At 42.8% G+C, this 22,294-nt stretch carries 22 protein-coding genes; 14 read left to right on the forward strand and 8 right to left on the reverse strand.

From position 1 onward, the window contains the following. Positions 1 to 2: 2 nt before the first annotated feature. The 4 genes from zwf to DN752_RS20675 all read left to right on the forward strand — a co-directional run bounded on the left by zwf (position 3) and on the right by DN752_RS20675 (position 4,750). Positions 3 to 1,520, forward strand: a complete 1,518-nt coding sequence (zwf, locus tag DN752_RS20660; protein ID WP_211324073.1) for a glucose-6-phosphate dehydrogenase — start codon at positions 3 to 5, stop codon at positions 1,518 to 1,520. Between the two features lie 6 nt (positions 1,521 to 1,526). Next, positions 1,527 to 2,252, forward strand: coding sequence for a 6-phosphogluconolactonase (gene pgl, locus DN752_RS20665; RefSeq protein WP_112785731.1), 726 nt, complete (start codon positions 1,527 to 1,529; stop codon positions 2,250 to 2,252). Between the two features lie 391 nt (positions 2,253 to 2,643). Continuing rightward, positions 2,644 to 2,928 carry a GNAT family N-acetyltransferase gene (locus DN752_RS20670; RefSeq protein WP_112785732.1) on the forward strand — a complete coding sequence of 95 codons (285 nt, stop codon included), beginning with the start codon at positions 2,644 to 2,646 and terminating at the stop codon, positions 2,926 to 2,928. Positions 2,929 to 3,268: 340 nt separating this feature from the next. Continuing rightward, positions 3,269 to 4,750 carry a Gfo/Idh/MocA family oxidoreductase gene (locus tag DN752_RS20675; protein ID WP_112785733.1) on the forward strand — a complete coding sequence of 494 codons (1,482 nt, stop codon included), beginning with the start codon at positions 3,269 to 3,271 and terminating at the stop codon, positions 4,748 to 4,750. Positions 4,751 to 4,872: 122 nt separating this feature from the next. On the opposite strand, the gene DN752_RS20680 is transcribed toward DN752_RS20675, so the two are convergent. After that, a complete protein-coding gene (locus tag DN752_RS20680) occupies positions 4,873 to 5,532 on the reverse strand; it encodes an outer membrane beta-barrel protein (protein ID WP_112785734.1) in 660 nt (219 codons plus the stop codon). Positions 5,533 to 5,668: 136 nt separating this feature from the next. After that, positions 5,669 to 6,499 carry an AraC family transcriptional regulator gene (locus tag DN752_RS20685; RefSeq protein ID WP_112785735.1) on the reverse strand — a complete coding sequence of 277 codons (831 nt, stop codon included), beginning with the start codon at positions 6,497 to 6,499 and terminating at the stop codon, positions 5,669 to 5,671. A 128-nt stretch (positions 6,500 to 6,627) separates the two neighbouring features. Between DN752_RS20685 and DN752_RS20690 the strand changes: the two genes are divergently transcribed. The 3 genes from DN752_RS20690 to DN752_RS20700 are packed head-to-tail and all read left to right on the forward strand — an operon-like array spanning position 6,628 to position 8,992. Next, entirely contained in the window at positions 6,628 to 7,422 is a 795-nt protein-coding gene (locus DN752_RS20690) for an SDR family NAD(P)-dependent oxidoreductase (protein WP_112785736.1), read from the forward strand. A gap of 13 nt (positions 7,423 to 7,435) precedes the next feature. After that, entirely contained in the window at positions 7,436 to 7,993 is a 558-nt protein-coding gene (locus DN752_RS20695) for a short chain dehydrogenase (protein ID WP_112785737.1), read from the forward strand. Positions 7,994 to 8,041: 48 nt separating this feature from the next. Beyond that, positions 8,042 to 8,992: an aldo/keto reductase gene (locus DN752_RS20700; RefSeq protein ID WP_112785738.1), complete on the forward strand. Its 951-nt coding sequence runs from the start codon at positions 8,042 to 8,044 to the stop codon at positions 8,990 to 8,992. Between the two features lie 316 nt (positions 8,993 to 9,308). On the opposite strand, the gene DN752_RS20705 is transcribed toward DN752_RS20700, so the two are convergent. Continuing rightward, positions 9,309 to 10,004, reverse strand: coding sequence for a carbon-nitrogen hydrolase family protein (locus DN752_RS20705; protein ID WP_112785739.1), 696 nt, complete (start codon positions 10,002 to 10,004; stop codon positions 9,309 to 9,311). A 621-nt stretch (positions 10,005 to 10,625) separates the two neighbouring features. On the opposite strand from DN752_RS20705, the gene DN752_RS20715 reads away from it, so the two are divergent. Further along, on the forward strand, positions 10,626 to 11,159 hold the full coding sequence (locus DN752_RS20715) for a hypothetical protein (RefSeq protein WP_162633295.1): 534 nt from the start codon (positions 10,626 to 10,628) through the stop codon (positions 11,157 to 11,159). A 157-nt stretch (positions 11,160 to 11,316) separates the two neighbouring features. Here the strand turns inward: DN752_RS20715 and DN752_RS20720 are convergent, their stop codons facing one another. Further along, positions 11,317 to 12,972, reverse strand: coding sequence for a hypothetical protein (locus DN752_RS20720; RefSeq protein WP_112785741.1), 1,656 nt, complete (start codon positions 12,970 to 12,972; stop codon positions 11,317 to 11,319). A gap of 117 nt (positions 12,973 to 13,089) precedes the next feature. Between DN752_RS20720 and DN752_RS20725 the strand changes: the two genes are divergently transcribed. Continuing rightward, on the forward strand, positions 13,090 to 14,031 hold the full coding sequence (locus DN752_RS20725) for a helix-turn-helix transcriptional regulator (RefSeq protein ID WP_112785742.1): 942 nt from the start codon (positions 13,090 to 13,092) through the stop codon (positions 14,029 to 14,031). An 11-nt stretch (positions 14,032 to 14,042) separates the two neighbouring features. On the opposite strand, the gene DN752_RS20730 is transcribed toward DN752_RS20725, so the two are convergent. Next, complete coding sequence (locus tag DN752_RS20730; RefSeq protein ID WP_162633296.1) at positions 14,043 to 14,621, reverse strand: DUF4377 domain-containing protein; 579 nt, start codon at positions 14,619 to 14,621, stop codon at positions 14,043 to 14,045. Positions 14,622 to 14,822: 201 nt separating this feature from the next. Here DN752_RS20730 and DN752_RS20735 point away from each other — a divergent pair, with 201 nt between their 5' ends. After that, positions 14,823 to 16,298 (forward strand): S10 family peptidase, encoded by a 1,476-nt coding sequence (locus DN752_RS20735; protein WP_112785744.1) that lies wholly within the window; start codon positions 14,823 to 14,825, stop codon positions 16,296 to 16,298. 36 nt (positions 16,299 to 16,334) lie between these two features. Here the strand turns inward: DN752_RS20735 and DN752_RS20740 are convergent, their stop codons facing one another. Then, positions 16,335 to 17,234 (reverse strand): glutamate--tRNA ligase family protein, encoded by a 900-nt coding sequence (locus tag DN752_RS20740; protein WP_170134466.1) that lies wholly within the window; start codon positions 17,232 to 17,234, stop codon positions 16,335 to 16,337. 240 nt (positions 17,235 to 17,474) lie between these two features. Between DN752_RS20740 and DN752_RS20745 the strand changes: the two genes are divergently transcribed. The 4 genes from DN752_RS20745 (at position 17,475) to DN752_RS20760 (ending at position 20,857) form a co-directional block, all read left to right on the forward strand. Then, positions 17,475 to 18,218: an NYN domain-containing protein gene (locus DN752_RS20745; RefSeq protein ID WP_112785746.1), complete on the forward strand. Its 744-nt coding sequence runs from the start codon at positions 17,475 to 17,477 to the stop codon at positions 18,216 to 18,218. 168 nt (positions 18,219 to 18,386) lie between these two features. Then, a complete protein-coding gene (locus DN752_RS20750; RefSeq protein ID WP_112785747.1) occupies positions 18,387 to 19,181 on the forward strand; it encodes a M48 family metallopeptidase in 795 nt (264 codons plus the stop codon). A gap of 297 nt (positions 19,182 to 19,478) precedes the next feature. After that, positions 19,479 to 20,414 carry a serine hydrolase gene (locus tag DN752_RS20755; protein WP_112785748.1) on the forward strand — a complete coding sequence of 312 codons (936 nt, stop codon included), beginning with the start codon at positions 19,479 to 19,481 and terminating at the stop codon, positions 20,412 to 20,414. 2 nt (positions 20,415 to 20,416) lie between these two features. After that, positions 20,417 to 20,857, forward strand: coding sequence for a GNAT family N-acetyltransferase (locus DN752_RS20760; RefSeq protein WP_112785749.1), 441 nt, complete (start codon positions 20,417 to 20,419; stop codon positions 20,855 to 20,857). Between the two features lie 70 nt (positions 20,858 to 20,927). Here the strand turns inward: DN752_RS20760 and DN752_RS20765 are convergent, their stop codons facing one another. Then, a complete protein-coding gene (locus DN752_RS20765; protein WP_112785750.1) occupies positions 20,928 to 21,386 on the reverse strand; it encodes a carboxymuconolactone decarboxylase family protein in 459 nt (152 codons plus the stop codon). Positions 21,387 to 21,423: 37 nt separating this feature from the next. Further along, positions 21,424 to 22,272 carry a sigma-70 family RNA polymerase sigma factor gene (locus DN752_RS20770; protein WP_112785751.1) on the reverse strand — a complete coding sequence of 283 codons (849 nt, stop codon included), beginning with the start codon at positions 22,270 to 22,272 and terminating at the stop codon, positions 21,424 to 21,426. Between the last annotated feature and the right edge of the window lie 22 nt (positions 22,273 to 22,294).

Genomic DNA, 22,294 nt, shown 5'->3' on the forward strand with positions numbered 1-22,294 from the left:
TTATGAGCGAAAAAATAAAAACAACCAAAAAGGCAGCACCTACCATTATTGTGATTTTTGGAGGAACCGGAGACCTGGCCAAACGTAAATTGGTCCCGGCCTTTTATAATCTGTATTTGGATGGATGGATGCCCAATAAATTTGCCATCATTGGCCTGGGGCGTACCGAACTGGATAACGAAGCTTATCGGGAAAGACTGCATGATGGACTCGCAGAGTTTTCCAGAAATGGCAAGCCTGAGAAGGATAAGTGGGAAGTATTCCATCCTTCTATCAGTTATTTTCAATCCAATATCAATGATGGGAAAGCCTACGAAGAGCTTTCTTCCCAATTGGATAGCATAGACAAAGAATGGGGAGAACGGGCCAACAGGCTTTTCTATCTCTCTGTAGCCCCACGGTTTATAGAGACAGTGACGCTTAACCTGAAGGATTCGGGACTGGCAAGCAATGAAATCAAAGACCGTATCATTATCGAAAAGCCCTTTGGTACCAATAAGGAAACAGCCATAGAGCTCAATAATATGCTGAGGAGAACCTTTCAGGAAGAGCAGATATATAGGATCGATCATTACCTAGGTAAGGAAACGGTCCAGAATATCTTGGCTTTTAGGTTTGCCAATGCGCTTTTTGAGCCACTTTGGAACCGTAATTACATCGATTACGTCCAGATCACGGTGGCCGAACAAGTGGGAGTGGAAGACCGGGGAGGCTACTACGAAGAATCAGGAGCCCTCAAGGACATGATCCAAAACCACCTCTTGCAGATCCTAACGATGGTGGCCATGGAGGCTCCAGTGTCTTTTGATGCTGAGGAAATCCGAAATAGAAAGGCTGATGTTCTCCGTGCTGTAAGGAGAATAAAACCCGAGGACGTGCACAAATTTGCCGTAAGGGGACAATATGGCCCTGGATGGGTAGAAGGCAAAAAGGTGCCAGGATATCGTGAAGAAGGTGGGGTGGATAAGGATTCTGGTACGGAAACCTATGCTGCTATTAAGTTTTATTTGGACAACTGGAGGTGGCAAGGAGTGCCCTTCTATTTGAGGACGGGCAAAAGAATGCCGGTGAAGACCTCTTCTGTGACCATTCAGTTTAGGCCAGTTCCACATAGTACCTTTTCAAGGGAACAAGCCGATAGTGTGATGCCCAACAGGTTGACCATCAATTTGCAGCCTCAAATGGACATTAGATTAAGGTTTACCGTAAAACGTCACGGGCTGGAAATGAACCTGAACCAAGCAGATATGATATACGATTATGATGCATGCAGTACCCAGACGCCAGAAGCTTATGAGACCTTATTGCTGGATGCGATGAGAGGAGATCCTACCTTGTTTATGCGTTCGGACCAGGTGGAGGAAGCTTGGGATGTGATAGATTCCATTTTAGATGTTTGGGAAAATAGGCCTTCTTTGGATTTTCCAAATTATGCTGCTGGTGCTTGGGGGCCTGAGAATGCTGAAGCACTCATTGCAAAAGACGGCCATGTTTGGGCTTTAAATCTTCAAAAAGACTAATTCAATATGATCCAAATAGAAAAAGACCCGGCTAAGCTGGGAGAGGTAGCTGCAGCCCTTTTTGTCGATGCAGCAAAAGCAGCAATCCAAGAAAAAGGGAAGTTCAATGTGGCCCTGACTGGAGGGAGCTCACCAGTGAAGCTTTACGGATTGCTGGCTGAAGAGCAGTTTAAATCCCAAGTAGACTGGGACAAGGTGAATGTGTTTTGGGGTGATGAGAGATGGGTTCCCCTTGATAATGAGCAGAGCAATGCAGGCATGGCTTATGAGACGCTGCTGAAAAATGTGCCAGTCCCTGAAAAGAACATTTTCCCAATGTGGGCTACCGGCATCACTCCTGAAGCCAGGGCCCAAGAATACACAGGGTACCTGAAAAAGGAATTGGGGGAATCAGGAGTTTTTGACCTGATCCTATTGGGGATGGGAGATGATGGTCACTGTGCTTCGCTTTTTCCAGGTACTGCCGTGCTTAATGAACAAGAAAAGTGGGTGGAAGGTTATTTCCTCAAATCCAAGGATATCCACCGGATTACCTTAACGGCACCATTGATCAATAGGGCCAAGAAAATTGTGTTTTTTGTGTTTGGCGAAAACAAAGCCAATGCGCTATATGAAGTGCTGGAGGGTGAGCGAAACCCTAGTTTATACCCATCACAGATGATAGCTCCTGTAAATGGAGAGGTCCAGTGGCTCGTGGATGAAGCTGCCGCCAACAGACTGAACAATAATTAATGGCTGGTCAAGCCATTGTTATTTTACTATAAAGTATAAAAAAGGAGGTGGAGACCTCCTTTTTTATTGTTAATTTACCCTAGGTTAGGCATTAACCTCAGTTCGATTTAAAAATCGTCTCGGTACGAAATAGGAACAGGTCCTTGATACTATCCTATGAGCCGAACACAGGTGAATGGATAGGTTAATCCCGGAATATGCATTAGCCTATTTGTTGCGACCTTAAACTGCTTCAAAATCAGCCGTTTCACTTTAGTTTTCGGCATAACCGTAGCGGTGCTACGCTAATGCCTCCAAACTAACTGATTTTCTTGCAATTTCAGCTCTCACTACGATTCCTAACGCATAATCCGGGTTAATGCATATTTTGGTTTTAAGCAACTTTTAAGAAATGATAGTAAAAAACGACAATATTGGCAAGGGAGGAGTTTTTATTGCTCTGGAAGATGAAGAAGAAGCAGGTCGGATGACCTATACTTCAGCCGGGGACCACAAGTTGATTATTGATCATACCGAAGTGAACCCCGATTATAAAGGCCAAGGAGTAGGGAAATTAATATTGATGAACCTGGTGGATTATGCGCGCCAAAACAATTATCAGGTGATTCCACTTTGTCCCTTTGCAAAGTCAGTATTCAGTAAAGAGCAAAAGATCAGGGACGTCCTTTTTCAGTGATTTTTTGTGATGGACACAGGTTGCCTGACTTCGTGTCTTTGGGCCATATTTTTTTGTTCGTAACAGTTATTGTCCATTAGTAGATTTTTTTGTAGCACAATTCAATAATATAGTTATCTTTAAAAATGGACCTTTCCCATGTTTTATGGTAAACCTGACATTGGACCCAAGTTAAATTCGAAATATGCATTAGCTTATCTACGCCACGGCGCACAGGTATTGCACTTTTACCTCTTCCCGACGTCAGTCGGGACAGGCTACTACGATTCCTAATGCATAAATGGGGTTAAAAAAAATAGTAAAAAGGGCAGATAAACCCATTGATGTTAACCAAATAACTATGAAAAAAAAGAATAGAATGGATGTTAATCCAGCAAGCGAAAAGCGTAGGGATTTTTTAAAGAAGGGCGCATTGGCTTTTGGGGCGGTGAGTATTGTCCCCAGTCATGTGCTTTTTTCCAAACCAGAAATACGGGACAAGCATGGCAAGTTACTTCAGAAAGCTTCTTTGGTCCCCAGTGATCGTGTGAATTTGGCCTGTGTGGGAATTGGCAACAGAGGAGGCCAAGTGATCAATGCGATAGATGAAACAGGTCATGCTAATATCGTCACCCTTTGTGATGTAGATATGGGGGCTGAGCACACCTTGGAGAGCATGAATAAGTTTCCTAAGGCGACACGTTTTCAGGATTTTAGGGAGATGCTGGAAAAGGACAGCCAGAATTTTGACGCTGTGATGGTGGCTACTCCTGACTTTTCCCATTTTCCCGTGACCATGGCTGCTATGGCTGCAGGTAAAGGCGTCTATGTGGAAAAGCCGTTGGCCAGGACCTTTAATGAAATAGAACTATTGATGAAAGCGGCTGACAAACATGGTGTGGTGACCCAAATGGGCAATCAGGGACACTCTGAAGCCAATTATTTTCAGTTTAAGGCTTGGGTGGACGCTGGTATCATCAAGGACGTTACGGACATCACTTGTCATATGAACGGCCGTAGGAGATGGCATGGCTGGGATACCAATATGAGCAAATTTCCAGCAGCCGAGACTATCCCGGACACACTGGACTGGGATACTTGGTTGGCCACTGCGCAGCACCATGATTACAACCATGATTTTATCAACGGACAATGGAGGTGTTGGTACGATTTCGGAATGGGTGCTCTGGGAGACTGGGGAGCGCATATTATGGATACTTTCCACCAGTTTCTGGATCTTGGGCTGCCTTATGAAGTCGATCCGGTGAAGATCGAAGGGCACAATGCGTTGTTTTATCCACAGGCCACCACATTGGACTTTAAGTTTCCCAAAAGAGGGAAAATGCCTAAGGTAAATGTCAGTTGGTACGATGGAATGGATAATATCCCAGAGGTGCCAGAAGGTTATGGTACTTCAGATTTGGATGCGGACATTCCTGCTGCCAGCAACGGGAAAATTCAGCCGGCCAAACTCAATCCGGGAAAAATCATCTACGGTAAAGACCTGACTTTTAAAGGAGGCTCTCATGGTAGTACGTTGTCGATTATTCCGAAAGAAAAAGCCGAAGCAATGGCAGGGAAATTACCGGAAGTGCCCGAAAGTCCTTCAAACCATTTTGCCAATTTCTTGTTGGCCTGTAAAGGGGAGGAAGATACCCGATCTCCATTCTCCATCGCTGGCCCACTGAGCCAAGTGTTTACCTTGGGGACACTCGCCCAAAGGCTTAATGCCAAACTGGAGTTTGACCGTGATAAAAAAGTCATTACAAATAATAAATTTGCCAATGCCTTGCTAGTAGGGCCACCACCACGAAAAGGGTGGGAGGAGTTTTATAAAGTATAAGGAATGGCGGGTTGTTTGACTTCCTTCATCAACCCGCCATACACTTTTTATCTGACCCAGCTATTTGTTGGATTGTTAAAAATGGAGCGGATTTAACCATCCGTTTTTCTTGTGTCTGTTGACTACTTTTTACCTAGGAAATAATTGATCCCTAAGGAAAAATGCTGTCCGTTACCACCAAAGTTTGATGTGTTGTCGGTTTTTTGGTTGCTGTTCATGTCCTTGGAAACCAATAGACCGCCCGGTGTATAGTAGGCTTCAATGCCAAACCGAGGGGAGAGGCGATACTGCGCGCCAAGTTGGAGGTCAGCGGTAAAGTTGTTTTGATTATAGGAATAAGGTTGACCTGGAAGTTTTTCATCTCCCTTTTCTTTGTAAAACGTATTGCTTAGACCTACAAACGGTGTGAATCTTTCGGCGACCTTGAAATACTTTCTTAATAAAATTCCTCCGCCGTATATCGTACTATTGGCATTGGTAGTATTACCGTCAGGCAAGGAGGTGTATTTTTGCGATCTTGCGCCGATTCTTCCCTCTATGCCGGCATAAAAACCATTCCCAAAAAACTTCCCGATACCAGGCGTGAAATAGTAGCTGAATGATGTTAGCTCATCACTCATGTTTTCAGGTAGGGAGTATGGGGAGCCTTGTTTATTGTACTGGAAGTTTATCCCTGACCGGGTTACTAGATCGTCCTCATTGAATTGAGCATTGGAAATCGTAGTTGAAAGAAGGCTGATCATTACTGTGAAAATTGAAATAAAACAAAAATACCTGTTCATAATTAAAAGAGTTTATAGTTTACATAATTATATGGTTTTGAAATTATAATAATTGAATAGGATTTTTAAATTGGATGGGTTAAAAAATGTTAGGGTTAAGTTTTATTAACGAAATCGTAGGCCGATTTAAGGCCATTTAAGATTTCCAATCACTTAATCGCCTGCCCGTTTTGTTTTTGATGAACTTATAGAGGTGGCTTTCGTCCACAAAGCCAAATTCAACAGTTATTTGTTTATAGCTCAATTGACCTTTCTGTAACAATTTTAAGATGAGTTTTAGGCGGTATTGGGAGACATAATCTTTAAGTGAAATGCCAATGTTATGTTTAAACCAAGGCCCAATATAATTGGGACTGAAGTAAAACCGATCTGCTAAATGTTGCAAGGTTAATTTTGATGGTTCACGAATATGGTGATCGATGTATTCCAGTATTTCTTCAGCAATGGGCCTGTCAATGGGCGCACTTTCGATGGTGAGTGATTTTAAGTTTCTGTCCAAAATGATCATTATGGACACCATCAGTTGATAAATAAGGGCGGGGTCATCGTTTTCTGCTTCTTCCGACACGATGAGGTCAAACAATAAAGAGATTTTGGCCTTGTCAGAAGCAATGGTCAATAGGCTTCCTCTTTTTCTCTCAGGGTGTTTTAGCACGTAACTAGTAAGCTGATTCCATGTTTCCGGTACATTTATAGCTGGGGGGTGACTGATATACCTTTTAGTGAATTTGAAGTAAACGAATTTAGTTTTTTTGTCAATGATGAATTTATGCTTGTCCGAAGGACCTAGCATAAATACATCTCCCATTCCATAAGTGACCACACGACCGTTCAAGTGATGTGACCCTTTACCGTGCTTTATAAAAATGATTTCGTAATGGTTATGATTGTGGATGGGATGTTCCCATTTTACAGTCTCAAAAACCTGGACGATGACATCGTCAAATTGTTTGTACCGCTTCATCATTGATTTTTACCTAAATACCATTGAAATATACATAAAAATATACGGTTCAGATGCGTTGTATATACATATCATTTGTAAGAAAAAAAAGACAACATTGCTTCATCGTTGAGGCTAAAAACTAGAATAGCATGGATTTTCAATTAAAAGGTAAAAAAGTATTGGTGACGGGCTCCACCGCCGGAATAGGCCATTCGATTGCCCAAGTGCTGGCAGAAGAAGGCGCCAGTGTCGTTATCAATGGTCGGAAAGCGGAAGATGTTCGACAAAAAGTGGCCGAGCTCAAAGCAGAAACGGGTAATCAAAACATCACAGGAATAGCAGGTGATTTTGCCAAGAAAGATGAGATAACGGCACTGCTTGAAGAACTTCCGGAAGTAGATGTTTTGTTGAATAATGTCGGTATCTTTAATCAAGTTGATTTTGAGGATATCTCCGACGAAGCATGGCAGGAGATGTTTGACATAAATGTCATGAGCGGGGTACGGCTTTCACGGCATTATTTCCCAAAAATGCTTGATAAAGACTGGGGGAGGATCATTTTTATCTCTAGTGAATCAGCGCTCAACATACCGACAGAAATGGTACATTACGGCATGAGCAAAACGGCTCAATTAGCCATCTCAAGAGGACTGGCGCGACTCAGCAAAGGAACCAATGTAACGGTAAACGCCGTGCTTCCTGGCCCCACTTGGAGCAGAGCTAATAAAAAGGGAATAGAAGAGCAAGCACAAGAAGAAGGGAAACCAACAGAAAAAGTCCTTGAGGAATTTTTTGAGAATCGCCGACCCACTTCCTTAATCCAACGGTTTGCGGAAAGTAGGGAAGTGGCAAATTTGGTGGCCTATGTAGCGAGTCCATTATCCTCGGCGACGAATGGAGCTTCCCTAAGGGTAGATGGAGGTGTAGTCAATTCAATCGTTTAAAACATAATAATCTATGAAAGTTCTATTGATCGGTGGTCAGGGTACCATCGGAAAACACATTGCCAACAAGCTGGATAATCATGATGAAGTCCTTACAGTGGGACGTAGTTCAGGAGATTTTCAGGCAGATATGCAAGATGTCAATTCCTTGAAAGATCTCTTTGAAAAAACGGGTAAAGTAGATGCGGTTGTTGTTACAGCGGGATCAGCTCCCGTCAAGCCTTTGAGAGAGTTGTCTCCGGAGGATTTCCATGCTGGTATAGCGGATAAGATGATGGGGCAGATCAATGTAGCATTGGCGGCATTTGATCAGATAAATCCCGGAGGAAGTATTACCTTGACCACAGGAATTCTGGCAGAAGATCCTATTCCCAACGGCACCATACTCAGTACGGTAAACAATGCCGTAAATGGTTTTGTGATTGGCAGCTATGGGGAATTGATCCAGTGTAATATCCGGATCAATGCAGTCAGTCCTGCTTTGGTAGAGGATTCTTATGAAGCATTGGGAAAGTACTTTCCTGGACATACACCCGCCAAAATGGGGCATGTCGCGGATGCTTACGTGTAAAGTATAAAAACATTAATTACCGGTCAGATTATAAAAGTCGGATAAGTTATGGAAAAAAGAAGATTAGGAAATACGGAGTTATATACGACGCCAATTGTGTTTGGCGGAAACGTATTTGGGTGGACGCTGGATGAAAAGGAGTCATTTAAGATGTTGGATGAATTGGTGGAAAAGGGCTTAAATACCTTGGATACCGCTGATGTTTATTCACGTTGGGTGGAGGGTAATGAAGGGGGAGAGTCAGAGCGCATCATTGGCAAATGGCTTAAGAAGTCTGGGAAAAGAGCGCAGGTGAACATCATCACCAAGGTAGGTTCCGATATGGGGCAAGGAAAGAAGGATATTTCCAAATCCCATATTACCAAAGCCGTGGAAGCGTCCCTCCAACGACTACAGGTGGAGACGATTGACCTCTATCTGACACACTGGGATGATGACCATACGCCAGTAGAAGAGACGTTAGAAGCTTACCAAGAGCTTATCCAGGCTGGAAAGATAAACTATATAGGAGCTTCTAATCTGAGTCCAGAGCGACTAAGTGTTAGTTTAGAGGCCAGCAATAAGGAAGGATTACCACGGTACGAGGTGTTTCAGCCAGAATATAGTTTATATGCTCGCCAGGAATTTGAGGAAGGTGTTGCTGAAATTTGTCAAGAAAATGGTTTGGGGGTAATCAGTTATTTTTCCTTGGCCAGTGGGTTTTTAACAGGTAAATACCGTAGTCAGGCGGATTTTGATAAAAGTACGCGAGGAGGAGGTATGGACAAGTACCTTAATCCACGCGGGCTAAGGATTCTGGAAGGCCTGGATGAAGTGGCAGCAGCACATGGTACATCTGCCGCAGCGGTAGCTTTGGCATGGCTGATAGACAGTCCACTTGTTACAGCTCCTATAGCCAGTGCAACCAAGAGTAGTCATTTAGAGGCATTTAGGGATGCACTAGCGCTCAAACTATCTTCAGATGAAACTGAAAAGTTGCAAAAGGCTTCTGCCTATTAGAAAAGTGTGATTTACAGCCAGTTTTTAGGTAGGGCTGTCTTATAAGTCGGAAATATGTTTTGTTGTTCCTTTGGGGCACATGTTAACGAGTGATTTGCATGATCTAGACGTACTTTCATGGATCGTCCCAAAAGCAGGTATCTATCATTATCCATTGGGATGGGGTAGAAGTGTATTTATAAGACAGCCTTTTTTTAAGTTCTACCCAACTGGAAGGCAGGGTCACCATGGTGATGCTAGACTTTAAACTCCAATAGGCTGACTTTCTTGTGGTTTCTATTCTTCCAGACATCCGTCGGCAATTTATAATGCAAGTTTAAATATCCATGGTTAGCATTCCTTCAGAACTGGAGTCCAACTGCCGTATGATATTTCCATGGTCATCCCAAAAGGCGCTTTTTCCGGCACAATGGCCTCCGTCAGCTACTCCTACGCAATTGACCATGGCCACTGGCAATTTGTTATTCTTGGCGATGTCAGGTAGCTGTTGATAGGCATTGATTACTCCCCTTTGATCCTTTGCCACACTGGAAAGAAAAAAAGAAGGGTGCGTGGCCATTACATTTTGGATATGTTCAGCAACTGAGATTTCATAGCAAATGCCCAGTCCTATGGCAGTACCATTAACCAGTAGAGACTTACGTTGACCCGGAATAAAAAAGGGCACTTCATCGTCATGCAAGAACTGTTTGGAGTAAACTTGGATCTCCTTTTTGGGATGAAAAATCAGTAAGCTGATAGTTGTACCATTGGAGCATTGAACAGGGGCTCCAACAGCAATGATGATTGCCTTTTTATCGCTTATTTCTTGGAATATTTGGAGGCGGGGATCATCCTTAGTAACGGCCAGTTGTTTTGCCAAGGTAGGTTCATAGCCTGTAAGTGAAAGCTCTGGGAAAATGACCAATTCGGAACGCTCGGATGCGGCTTTTTCAATCCACTTGATATGGTTGATGATGTTTTTATCGATTTCTCCTGCGGCAGGGCTGAGCTGGATCAGGCTTGTTTTCATTTTTTTGTATTGCTTTTATTTGCTAAAGGCCTGAAAAGGTAGCATGAAAATTTTAGCAATCATTGAAAAAGTAAGGTCAATGGCAAATCCCAATAAACGGAAAGGCAGTATTAGTAACCAAATAATCGGATATAGCAGCAGGAGTAGCAAGGCTACGGGCCAGCATAGGACAAAAAGAATGGTCCAAAGTACGAGATTGAGGAATAATTTCATATTTATCGTTTGTTGATGTATAAAAACCATGGGAGCCATAACGGAAACCAAACCGTCTCAGGGCATTAACTTGCCCTTCACCTGCCTAAAAGTGTGCCATGTGCTTTGTCGGCTGTACAGCGTGATTTTCATACCGAGGGTGTTTTATTATCGGACATTTTTTTGGCTATAATCGGACAGTGAAAAGCGCGTAAGGGTACGGCGATAAGACAGGAAATGTACTTTGATAATGGATGTGTAAAGGTCGTTTTTTAGGTAGGGTTTGTGGTGTTTTTTCTGGTCGGATCAGTCCTATTTGACTAGTTTCAATATTTCATGAATGTTCTGCTTATTTATATTAAAATGTTTTTTAAATACTTAAAAATGTTTTACATTTGATTATCTACTTAAAATAATCATTAAGAAACTATGAAAGCTACATTTTTAAGGGCACTTTTCTTGTGCTGCGTTTTAGGGACATTTGTGTCCTGTTCAGAAGATTTGGGAGAACTTATCGTACCACCTTCAGTGGTGGGAAATTGGAAACTGGAAAGCTTGGAATATGATGTGGTCACCACAGGTATGAAGGATGGAGAAGCCTTTGTTTTAAACCATTCAGGTGAAGGGAAAGAAATCAGTCTGTCCATCGATATTAGCAATGATCCTACCAATAAATTTGTTTCGCAAGGGTGGTACCTTGTGGAGGTTCCGGCTGATTTTGATGCTACCACTTTCTCAGATGTATTTCCATTTACAGATGTGCACAAAAGCGGTACTTGGTCCAAGGAGAGCGATAAGTTGATGTATTTTAATTTCACGGGAATTCCTGTAGTCAAAGCGGAAATAATCAATTTTACCGATAAAAAATTGGTTATATCGTATGACGTTAAAGTAGATTCAGCAATCGAAGGTGTTGCCTGCATCAATACCATAAGTGGATTGTACACGTTCCAAAAGCAATAACCCAGAGACATACCATGAGCTAACTGACCATTTTTTAGGATAAGTTGGATTGTGAAGAAACGTATTTTACTTATTTTTTGGGCTGCTCCATTCAGGGGCAGCCCATTTGTTGTTTTGTTAAATAAATATTCCTAGGGTGGCGGGTCAATCTATATGTCTAGGGGAGAGGAAAGACAGGAGCAAACTGATATAGTGGTGTGATCATGACATACTCTCCATGGTTCTGGAAGATGGAGAGGTCCTGCTGTTTTTCAAAATGGATAATGCTTACCCATTGGTCAGTATAGAATTCTTGTTGTGTGTAATTGTATTGACTGGCGTATTGTTGGATCTCTGGAAGGAAGTTACGCTCCTCTGGATACGCATGTTTGAAGTAATTATAAACCAATACCGTAAATTTTTCAGGTAGTTGATTGGTGCCCGCTTTTTCCTTTAACGCGGTGAGCGAAAGTAACGGGAGGGGGGCGTTGTGGTTTTCGACAAGTACATGGCTGCTGTGAACCACAAAATCGTGGGAGATCAGTGGATTATTGCTATTGGCATTTTCAATGCTCTTTTGGAATACAGCTTTAAAGTGATCGTAGTTTTTTAGGTTTTTTTGATACGATACCGAAGCTAGAATAGGGAATAGCATCAAGACGGCCAAGCAAGGTACTTTCCACTTGATGGGTACAAATAATAAAACGACAGAAAATGCAAAATAAAACAAGGCCAACTTCCAGTCTAGCAGTCCCAATGCGACGATTCCCCCAAAAGCGATCCATAGGCTCCCGAATCTATTCCAGAAGAAATTTCCTGTCCATCGTTTAGCCTCCAGTGCGATATTGACTGACAGGGAAGGTAGTAAAATAATAAGGTGCCGTGGATTGAGATGTAGGGGATTATAAGAGGAAAAACTGGTCGTCATAAGCCAAAAACCTATTAATAGGCACAAACTAGCCGCACCAAAGATCAAGTGCAAGTCTTTGTCATGCTTAAAGGCCCTCACCATTCCCGGTACCGCTAGGACGATCCAAATCCAATAGGTCCTTTCGATAAAGGTAAGAATGGGGGTGAAGGTAAGTCTTGCAGCAGTTTCTTGCCAAGGTTTGTCATAAAAAGAGAATGCTGATACATAATGACCGTTTTCGATGCTTGTGAATCTAAAAAAAGGATCATCAAACCGTAGTTGGAAATAGCCCAAATAGGCCAATGCAATTACTGTGATACAGCAGGAGAAATAGGCATAAAATGGGCTAAGACGTTTGTTTTTGTAGTCGGCGATGAACAGTATGATTGGTAAGGGAGCCAAGAAGACAACGGTTTCTTTGGTGCAAAACCCAATGAAGAAAGCGACCGCCATCACTGCAGCTGCTGCTAGCGGCTGCCTCCTTCTGTAGATGGCACTAACGGGAATCAAACAGACCCAAAATACCAATATGATGTCTGGGTATACTTTAGGAAGAAAATGCAACAGGTAAATGGAGCTACAGAAGAATACTACAAAGGTGTCTCTGGCCAAATTAGCAGGCAAGATTTTCCAGATGAGCGTCAGGGCCAATATGCAAAAGAACAATGAAGAAATAGAGGCAAAGTGGTCATTGAAACCAAAAATATAGGATATTAACCCTGGGAGAAGGTAAGCCCCCCACCGGAAAGTGAAAATGTCTGTTCCTATGACCTGCTTCCCTTCCCAGAAATTTCTCCCTATGGTAAGGTAGGAGACGTCATCACTGAAGGTGATGCCATCATACCCAAAGTACCAAAAAACAAGTAAAAATAAGATGCCTGCCCATAGGGAATATGGAAAGGAGAAATGTGTTTGTTGTTGCATATGGTCAAAAACTAGTTCATCTTCTTTTTGGTGTACTGATAAAAAATGACAATTTGTGTCGTAAATATGGCCTTTTGTTTACAATAAGCTAAATTGCAATGGGAAATTTAACAGGAGATGAGTAAAACAAAAAGCGTTGAGCAGCAAAAGATTCTACGGGTATTCAAATTAATCAACCTATTACGTTCCAATATAGGTAAATCGGTCAATAGTTTGGCAGAAATTCTAGGTACTGACCGACGTACAGTATACCGGTACTTTAAGCTTCTGGAAGAATTGGGTTTTCGTGTAGAGAGAGTGTACGGGAAGTTCAAAATAGCTGATAGAGTCGGGCAAGATAAAAATAGTTTCTATGGGACCTTCTCGGATGATGAAGCGGGGTATTTAGTGGAGTTGATGAATAAAAGTGGTAAAAAGAACTTGCTCAAAGAATCTATCCTGGAGAAAGTACAAGTAAGGTCTGACTTTCAGCAAAGCGTATCACAGTTGTTCAATGCAAAACTGGGAAGGTTTGTGGATGAAATTGGGGATGCTATCAAGAATAAGTTTCAGGTAGTCCTCAAGGACTATTATTCCCTAAGCAGTGATTCGGTGAGTGATCGCCTCATAGAACCCGTGGTGTTTTCGAATAATTTTGAATCCGTCTATGCCCTAGAGGTGGCCAGTAAGGAGATGAAAATGTTTAAGCTGGAAAGGATCAGTGAGCTGAAGGTGAGCCAAAAACGCCACCTTTATGAAAGCCTGCACGAACCTTTGGAACAGGGGCTTTTTGGCTTTACGGGAAAAGACCAGTTTTCGGTTCGTCTTCGGCTTTCCAAAAAAGCTTACCAACTCCTTATCGAAGAGCATCCAGATGCTAAACCCTATACGTTTATGAAGGGGGTACATGAGTACTATTTTGAACGGGATGTTCCGGAATTACCGGGAATAGGCCGGTTTGTGTTGGGGCTTCCGGGAGAAATTCTTGTGGAGAAAGGTGAAGCGTTAAAAGCGTACTTGGAGCAACAAATGAAAAAGGCTGAAAACATGTTTTCAGCCTTTGAACAGGATAAAGTATAACTTGTGGTAGTTTACTTTAGCTGGATTAATTTAATTGTATTGTTTTCATCGTGTCTGAAAATCCCAAACACTTCACTTTCAGTTTCCAAAGATATTTCTAAATCATCACAAAGCGTAGAACACTCAATGGGGATTTCCCCTAACATTTTGTAGCCAAGTTCCACATTTCCGAAAGCCAATGTTGCAGGTTGGAAATCGGGGGATTTAAGCGGCAGCTCAAAGGTGATGTTAGGGCTTACCATTTCCTTTGATTCCTCAGAAAGATAAGTATACGTAGTATAATAATCATCTGTTGCCTCGTTATAAGCTTCTTTTTTTCTGATATTTATGACATAATCATAGCCCATTTCATAGTTGAAGCCATTGATGGCGTTGATAGGGATTTCTTCCCATTCCTCAGTGCCTTCTTGGTGACTGAACTGCACTTTAAGAAATAACGAAGCATTGCCAGCTTCATTGTTCTCCACCACAGGATAGTGCTTTACACTTATCGCTTCTTCCTTATGTGGCAGCTCGTTAAAGCAGCCCCAAGTGACCATGGAAAGGCCTGATATCAGAAAAACAGCCCAAAATGCCGAATTGATTTTCATTTTTTGATAGTTGATGGTAGTTATACGTTTAGTTTCAGTAAAATCAAATTTGCAAGAAGGATGCCACCGCTTGGCTAGATGAGCAAGTGAAGGCCAACAAAATATTTGAGGGGTTGACATCAATTATTCGCCACCACTGTGATATTTGTTTATTGGCAGCCGGATAATTTTTATATTCAGCCTTTACTTAAACTATATTTTATGAAAAGATCAGTACTGATTATGTTAGTAGGGTTGTGCTTTTCCTTTGGGGCAGCAGCACAGCAATTGCTCAATTCAGATTCTTCAGCTGTTTCAAGCCATCAGGTGACCATAAAAGGAAAGAAGGTCCCTTATACCGCAACAGTGGGTACCCAGCCAGTATGGGACAATGAAGGGGAAGAGGTCGCCTACCTTTTTTATACCTATTATGAACGTAGTGATGTGGATGACTTGGCGAAGCGCCCATTGGTGGTTTCTTTTAATGGAGGCCCTGGGTCTGCTTCTATCTGGATGCACATAGCTTATACTGGGCCGGTTTTGCTAAATATCGATGAGGAAGGCAACCCTATCCAGCCTTATGGTTACCAGGAGAATCCCCATTCGATTTTGGATGTGGCAGATATCGTTTATGTGGATCCTGTGAATACGGGCTATTCGAGGATTACAGATAAAGAAGCCGATAGAAAGCAGTTTTTTGGTGTTAATGCCGATGTAAACTATCTGGCAGAATGGGTAAGGACATTTGTCAATCGTCAAAACCGCTGGGCTTCACCAAAATTTCTAATTGGGGAAAGCTATGGTACTACCCGTGTTTCAGGCTTGGTAAATCGCCTCCAAAACAGTCAATGGATGTACTTTAATGGAGTAGTACTGGTGTCTCCAACTGACTTGGGCATAAACAGGGAAGGACCTGTGGCCGCCGCTAACTATCTGCCGTATTATACTGCCACAGCTTGGTACCATGGGGTGTTGGAACCTGACTTGCTAAACAAGGACCTGGATGAGATATTACCAGAAGTGGAAGCCTTTACCATCAATGAGCTTATTCCGGCAATGGTCAAAGGTGGGTTTATAGAAAAGAGTAAGAAAAAGGAATTGGCCAGTAAAATGTCCCGTTATGCTGGCTTGAGTGAAAAGGTCATCTTGGAGCATAATTTGGCCGTGCCTACTAGTTTTTTCTGGAAGGAATTACTGAGAGATCAAGGTATGACGGTGGGGAGACTGGACAGTAGGTACCGTGGGGTGGATCGACAGGATGCCGGAAGCCGCTATGATTATGATCCGGCACTTTCCAGCTGGAACCATGCTTTCGCTCCGGCCTTTAACCACTACATGATCAACGGACTTGATTTTGAAACTGATATGAATTACTTCCTTTTTGGCCCTGTGCATCCATGGGATAGAAGTGGAGACCGGACAGGTGAAAACTTACGGTCAGCCCTAGCGCAAAACCCATATCTTCATGTCATGATCCAGTCAGGGTATTTTGATGGCGGTACGGATTACTTCAACGCCAAGTATTCCATGTGGCAAATGGATCCAAGTGGAAAATTAAAGGACAGACTCTCATGGAAGGGCTACCGTAGCGGTCATATGATGTACCTGAGGTCAGAGGATCTGGAAAAAGCCAATGACGATATTAGGGAATTTATCAAGAAAGCCATTCCTGAAGAAGGAACCCCGGCAAAGTATTAAGCCTATTTATCAAAAAAGCTGTCTCGATAAAATGGATCAAGGCAGCTTTTTTTGGTTGTAGGCCTTTTCAAAATCATCTAAACTGCTGATGTGCTCATCAAAACCCATAAATTCACCCAGCTTACCGTAGATATATTCTTTGGTTTTGCCAGCAGCACGAAGGCCTTTAACGGAAGTGCTTCCGGCACTTTTGGAGAGTTTTTTACCGCCGGATTCCTCTACCAATGGATGATGGTAAAAAAGGGAGCTGTTAAAAGTGCTTGTTGGTAATTGATTGGCCAAGAACAGCTGTGCCCAACTGGAGTCATAGAGGTCCTTACCGCGGACGACCAAGTTGATGCCAAAATGGATGTCGTCCACGACAGAGGCCAGCTGATAGGCTGGAGCACCGTCTTTTTTTCTGATGACGAAGTCCTGCATAACAGCAGGTAATTTTCTTGAAACACCTTCGTTTTCGTCCTTCATGAACAACTGCTCTTGGTTGGTTTTTATTCGCCAATTGACTGTTTTTTGAGACAGATCAAGGTTCTTTGGTCGGCAAGTTCTCGGGTATATTCCATTCGAGGCCGTTTGAGATATTTCCTTTCTACTGCAATTGCAGGCATAGACAAGTTTTTTTTGCACCAATTGCTCCAAAGCGTCATGGTAGAGCCCCATGCGGTGAAGTTGGGAATAACGATCTTGGTATTCTTTTTCATTTTTCGGACCATATTGCCAAGGAATCTCCATGAACCAAAGGGTTTCAAAAATGTCTTTAATGTATTCATTTTTCACCCGGTTTTGGTCTAAGTCATCAATCCTTAGCATGATGTTGGCACCGTGTTTTTGGGCCAGTGCATAGGTAATAGCAAAAGATAGTACATTGCCCAAGTGTAAGTAGCCACTTGGAGTAGGCGCTATTCGGGTAAGTTGTTGTTTTGAAGGGTTTGTGTGCACTTTTATAAGAAGTATTCTGGTTTAGGAACCAAAATATAACGCCTTTTTGGTAATTGATTTACTGGAATTGCCGATGAATTGTTATACTTTACTACTTTCGGGATAATGTAACACCTATAACAGCCTGTATGCATTAGGAGTCGTTATAGATCATAATAGATCGGCTAATGGATCTCCTCGGCTTAATATAGAAGTAGGTTTTCTAATGCGTTTAGCGGGTTTAAACTAGAAATAAAAGAGATGGAAAACGATTTGAAATTGGCCGTGCTGATAGACGCGGATAATATACCTTCCGGATATGTCAAGGAAATGATGGAAGAAATCGCCAAATATGGCAATCCCACGGTAAAACGGATTTATGGTGACTGGACACAGCCCAATTTGGCAAAATGGAAAGGGGTGCTTTTGGAAAATGCCATTACGCCCATGCAACAATACAGCTATACCACTGGCAAAAATGCCACTGACTCGGCGATGATCATTGATGCGATGGATATTCTTTATTCAGAAAGGGTAGATGGATTTTGTATTGTTTCGAGTGACAGTGATTTCACCAAATTGGCCACCAGGCTTCGAGAGGCCAGTATGAAGGTCATCGGAATAGGAGAGAAAAAGACGCCAACGCCTTTTATCGCTGCCTGCGATAAGTTCGTCTATCTGGAAATCTTAAAACAAGAAGAAAAGAAAGAATCGCGGCCTACAGCTGGAGCTCCCAAGCAAAAAAATCCGGGTGTAGATCAAGTGACCACAAAAGTCATCAAGCTGATCGCCAATACTATTTCAGACTGTGAAGATGATGATGGATGGGCGTATTTGGGAGATGTTGGTAATTTGCTTCAGAAGAAACAGCCGAATTTTGATTCCAGAAATTACGGGTTCCAGAAACTCACTCCGATGATCAATTCCGTCGACAAGTTTGAAATAGAGCAACGGGAAGGGCAGCGGGGCCGGCACAAGTTGATTTATGTAAGAAATAAGAAATGATCGCCGGTAATAGCGGTGTAAACCATTAAAATATCCGAAATATATTACCTGACCTATGAAATCTTCGTGTAATTTTACAGGAGAAAAGTGTTCGTCAGGGCAGTCTGCTATTTCGTGACTTCTGGCACCTTTTTTGGTTAATTAGGATGAAACAATTATACTATTAATATGCTAAAACGGATATCAGTTTTATTATTTGCAGGCTTGTTCTTTTATAGCTGTGCCACTGTCCCGCTCAGTGGCAGGAAGCAGCTCAGCCTGGTAGACAATTCGGAAGTCTTGCCTATGTCCTTCCAACAATATAATGAAGTAAAAGGTGAAAGTAAGGTAGTGACCGGCACGGAGGATGGCGAAAGTGTGGTGAGGGTCGGGAAACGTATTGCTTCGGCAGTAGAAAGATACCTCAATGACAACGGTCATGGAGAAATTTTGAATGGTTTTGAGTGGGAATTTAACCTTATTCAGGACGATCAGGTAAATGCTTGGTGTATGCCAGGAGGTAAGGTGGCTTTTTATACAGGTATTATGCCTGTCTGTCAAGATGAAGCCGGTATAGCAGTGGTAATGGGACATGAGGTGGCACACGCTATTGCCAGTCATGCCAGAGAGCGAATGTCCCAAGGGATGGTCGCCAATGGACTTCTTGGAGGAGTGCAGGCAGCCATGGGGCAAAATCCGACCTTGACAGAGTCGATCTTTATGCAGGCAGTCGGTATGGGCAGCCAAGTAGGTATGCTGAAATTCTCTAGAGACCAAGAGCTGGAAGCCGATCAATTGGGATTGATCTTTATGGCAATGGCAGGATATGACCCTAGAGTGGCTCCTGAATTTTGGCAGCGAATGGAGGCCAAGTCCAGTGGTGAAGCTCCACCCGAGTTCTTGTCTACCCACCCCGGGCCAAATCGAAGAATAGATGAGCTGAACAACCAAATGCCGGAGGCATTGAAATACTATAAGAACTGATCCGCTCAAGGTGAAGATCACTGAATGGAGAAGCCAAAGCCTGAAAATGCTTTGGCTTTTTTTTATGCGTTGATAAAAATATATGCATACCCGTAATGACACCAGTACTCACAGAAACCACGGAAATCTCAGAAAAGTCTTCTTTCATTCTGGGTGTTCTGTGCGTTCCGTGAGAAATAAGACCTACTGGTAAGAAAGCGTATAATTAAATAAAAATATCACTGAAATCAGGGACGGTGATTGCTGGTTATTTTTGTTATTTGACACAGGAAGTTTAGAAATTAAAATTGATATGAAATGAAGATAAACCAGCTGGTCTTGGTCGTTTTTATGGTGGGCAGTTCTTTCGCCTCTTTTGGCCAAAAATTAAAAGAAGATAAGAAGTTATTGGCAGGGTTAAATGTCCTGATGGAGGATTTTGAGGGGACAGCAGGAGTCTATGTGGAGCACCTTCCTTCCGGGAAATTTGCAGCGATCAATGCAGACACTGTTTTCCCGACGGCAAGTATTGTGAAGATTCCTATATTGGTTGGAGTTTTTGATAAGATCGAAAAGGGAGTACTGAGTTACCATGAACCGCTGGTATATAGGGATTCGCTCAAATACGGCGGGTCAGGCTTGATGCAGTTTTTTGATGACAGTACCAAGACCGATCTCAGCACTTTGCTAGCCCTTATGATCACCTACAGTGACAATACCACCTCTCTTTGGAATCAAGCTTTGGCCGGTGGAGGGGAGACTATTAATCCGATTATGGATAAATACGGCATGGAGTTTACCCGCGTTAATTCCCGTACCCAGGGCAGGAAGGAGAACTGGGAAAAATACGGTTGGGGACAGACCACCCCTCGGGAAATGGCCACGTTACTCAAGAAGATCAGAAAAGGAGAAATCATCAGCCCAGCCGCTTCAGAACGCATGTACCGACTAATGACCAATGTGTACTATGATGATTACGCACTTTCGCAGATCCCTCCTTACATCCAGACGGCGGCCAAACAAGGAATGGTCAATGCCTCTCGCTCCGAGCTGGTGATGGTCAACGCTCCCCATGGTGACTATGTGTTTTATATTGCTACTAAAAACAACAAAGATACCCGCTGGGAACCTGACAATGCGTCTTGGGTGTTGGCCAGGGAAGTATCCGCTTTTTTATGGCAGTATTTTGAACCAAGGGATAACTGGAGGCCCGCTGAGGGAAGTGAGAAATATCATGAAGGATTAGCTTATTAGAGATGAAAAAAATAGATGTTGAGTTGGTCAGTATCCAGTTTGGGGTGGAGAAGATGGATGTGACAGCTATCCACCATTACCTATCCGAGATATCGTATTGGGCACGCGGAATCAGCTCGGACAAGGTAAAACTGTCCATAGAAAATTCTTTTTGTGCAGGAGCATTTTATGGGAACAAGCAGGTTGGTTTCGTAAGGGCTGTTACGGATTATTCCACCTTTGCTTGGATATCAGATGTATATGTCCTTGAGGAATTTGCAGGTGAGGGAATTGGAAAGAAAATGTTGGGTGAGTTTTTTGCCCAAGAGTGGTTTGGCGAAGTTCGAAGGATCATGCTGGCCACCAAAGATGCCCATTCGCTGTATGAGCAGTTTGACTTCACGGCACTTGACAGGCCAGAAATGCTTATGCAGGTGTTGAGCGATAAGTTTACACTTTTGTGAAAAAGAAGCTGTACCACTTTTAGAAAATCTGTCATTTTAAGTGGAAACAGCTCCTGTATTCTGTTAATTGCTAAGATTCCTGTACTTTGTAATTTCCAGGCACCAATCCAAATGACCTTACCATTCTGTTCCAAGAATTGATCTGAATGACTTCCAGCGTGAGCATGGCAATTTCAGCCTGACTGAAGTGTTTTTTTAGCTTGTCATGTATGGCGTCACTTTGTTGTTCGGACGGCATATGGGTGAGCAGTTCAGCAAACTCCAAAACCGCCTGCTCTTTAGCCGAATAATAAGGTGTTTCTCTCCAGGCAGTTAGCGATATCAACCGAAGTGGACTGTCCCCGGCATGGATCGCTTCCTTATAATGCATGTCAATACAATAGGCACAGCTATTGATCTGCGAAACCCTCATCTTGATCAAGCCTTTCAGCGTGGGAGGCAAGCCATTCTTGTCCAGATAGTTTTGTGTCTGTTTTAGTGATTCATAGAGCCCTTTGGGCAGGTCCTTTTGTGCAATGCGCTCTTTCATACTATTAAGTTATTGGTCCTGCCCTAATGACACTCTTCTACTGATTATGTGACAGCTTGGGACGTTTTTTCTGCAGAAAAATCAACTTGTCAGGATTACGGATAAAAAATATCTGGGCAACCCTGTTTCCGTCGAATACCATTACCTGGCAATTGATCACGCGGCCTTCAGGAGAAAGGTACAGCAAGGCCGGGGTATGGTTAATGGTAACTAATTGGATGGTAATGTGCTGGTAAAATTTTTTATATAGCCCTTGTAGCATAGCCATAACGTTGCTTTTTCCAAAGATTGGTTTGGTGCCGGCAGGTACCTTCCCTCCACCATCGGAAGTGAGCGATATATCCTCCAACAGGAGCTTTTCAAGGGCTTCGGCATCCGCATTTTGAATGGCAGATAGGTATTCCTTCAGGTTGTTATGATCAAGTGTGCTTGCGTGCGAGGGGAAGTGGCCCTTTAGTTTCTTTTTTGCACGTGAAAGGGATTGTCTGGATACCTCGGGAGTGATGTTCAATGTCTGACATATTTCCTTGTGGCTGTATCCAAAGGCTTCCTTTAGCAAGAAAATTGCTCTTTGTCTTACCTCTAGTTTTTCGAGCAAAAGAATCATTGAATAGCTGAGAATGTGGTCATGAGAAGGGGTTTCCGTTAGAACAGGTTCTGGTAGCCAGTCATTTGGATAAGATGCAATAGCCCCCTTCAGTTTTTTCTTTTGGTTAATGGCGTGGTTAATGACCATACGAATAAGGTAGGCTTTCTCATTTTTAATCAAGTTTTTATCGATAGTCAAATACCGCTCGTAAACATCCTGTACCACATCCTCAGCATCCATGGCGGCCCCTAAAATATTATAGGCATAGGTGAAAAGTAAAGGACGGTAACTCTCCATAACGTAAACTAGTTTATTCTTT

Source organism: Echinicola strongylocentroti, assembly GCF_003260975.1.
Classification (GTDB): Bacteria; Bacteroidota; Bacteroidia; order Cytophagales; family Cyclobacteriaceae; genus Echinicola; species Echinicola strongylocentroti.

What these genes read in the sequence shown, in the direction of transcription:
- DN752_RS20735 (WP_112785744.1), top strand. Translation starts at nt 14,823, where the DNA reads ATGAAAAGATCAGTACTGATTATGTTAGTAGGGTTGTGCTTTTCCTTT.
- DN752_RS20725 (WP_112785742.1), top strand. Translation starts at nt 13,090, where the DNA reads ATGAGTAAAACAAAAAGCGTTGAGCAGCAAAAGATTCTACGGGTATTC.
- DN752_RS20765 (WP_112785750.1), bottom strand. Translation starts at nt 21,386, where the DNA reads ATGAAAGAGCGCATTGCACAAAAGGACCTGCCCAAAGGGCTCTATGAA.
- DN752_RS20715 (WP_162633295.1), top strand. Translation starts at nt 10,626, where the DNA reads ATGAAAGCTACATTTTTAAGGGCACTTTTCTTGTGCTGCGTTTTAGGG.
- DN752_RS20755 (WP_112785748.1), top strand. Translation starts at nt 19,479, where the DNA reads ATGAAGATAAACCAGCTGGTCTTGGTCGTTTTTATGGTGGGCAGTTCT.
- DN752_RS20695 (WP_112785737.1), top strand. Translation starts at nt 7,436, where the DNA reads ATGAAAGTTCTATTGATCGGTGGTCAGGGTACCATCGGAAAACACATT.
- DN752_RS20750 (WP_112785747.1), top strand. Translation starts at nt 18,387, where the DNA reads ATGCTAAAACGGATATCAGTTTTATTATTTGCAGGCTTGTTCTTTTAT.
- zwf (WP_211324073.1), top strand. Translation starts at nt 3, where the DNA reads ATGAGCGAAAAAATAAAAACAACCAAAAAGGCAGCACCTACCATTATT.
- DN752_RS20720 (WP_112785741.1), bottom strand. Translation starts at nt 12,972, where the DNA reads ATGCAACAACAAACACATTTCTCCTTTCCATATTCCCTATGGGCAGGC.
- DN752_RS20670 (WP_112785732.1), top strand. Translation starts at nt 2,644, where the DNA reads ATGATAGTAAAAAACGACAATATTGGCAAGGGAGGAGTTTTTATTGCT.
- DN752_RS20700 (WP_112785738.1), top strand. Translation starts at nt 8,042, where the DNA reads ATGGAAAAAAGAAGATTAGGAAATACGGAGTTATATACGACGCCAATT.
- DN752_RS20680 (WP_112785734.1), bottom strand. Translation starts at nt 5,532, where the DNA reads ATGAACAGGTATTTTTGTTTTATTTCAATTTTCACAGTAATGATCAGC.
- pgl (WP_112785731.1), top strand. Translation starts at nt 1,527, where the DNA reads ATGATCCAAATAGAAAAAGACCCGGCTAAGCTGGGAGAGGTAGCTGCA.
- DN752_RS20730 (WP_162633296.1), bottom strand. Translation starts at nt 14,621, where the DNA reads ATGAAAATCAATTCGGCATTTTGGGCTGTTTTTCTGATATCAGGCCTT.
- DN752_RS20770 (WP_112785751.1), bottom strand. Translation starts at nt 22,272, where the DNA reads ATGGAGAGTTACCGTCCTTTACTTTTCACCTATGCCTATAATATTTTA.
- DN752_RS20675 (WP_112785733.1), top strand. Translation starts at nt 3,269, where the DNA reads ATGAAAAAAAAGAATAGAATGGATGTTAATCCAGCAAGCGAAAAGCGT.
- DN752_RS20745 (WP_112785746.1), top strand. Translation starts at nt 17,475, where the DNA reads ATGGAAAACGATTTGAAATTGGCCGTGCTGATAGACGCGGATAATATA.
- DN752_RS20685 (WP_112785735.1), bottom strand. Translation starts at nt 6,499, where the DNA reads ATGATGAAGCGGTACAAACAATTTGACGATGTCATCGTCCAGGTTTTT.
- DN752_RS20705 (WP_112785739.1), bottom strand. Translation starts at nt 10,004, where the DNA reads ATGAAAACAAGCCTGATCCAGCTCAGCCCTGCCGCAGGAGAAATCGAT.
- DN752_RS20760 (WP_112785749.1), top strand. Translation starts at nt 20,417, where the DNA reads ATGAAAAAAATAGATGTTGAGTTGGTCAGTATCCAGTTTGGGGTGGAG.
- DN752_RS20690 (WP_112785736.1), top strand. Translation starts at nt 6,628, where the DNA reads ATGGATTTTCAATTAAAAGGTAAAAAAGTATTGGTGACGGGCTCCACC.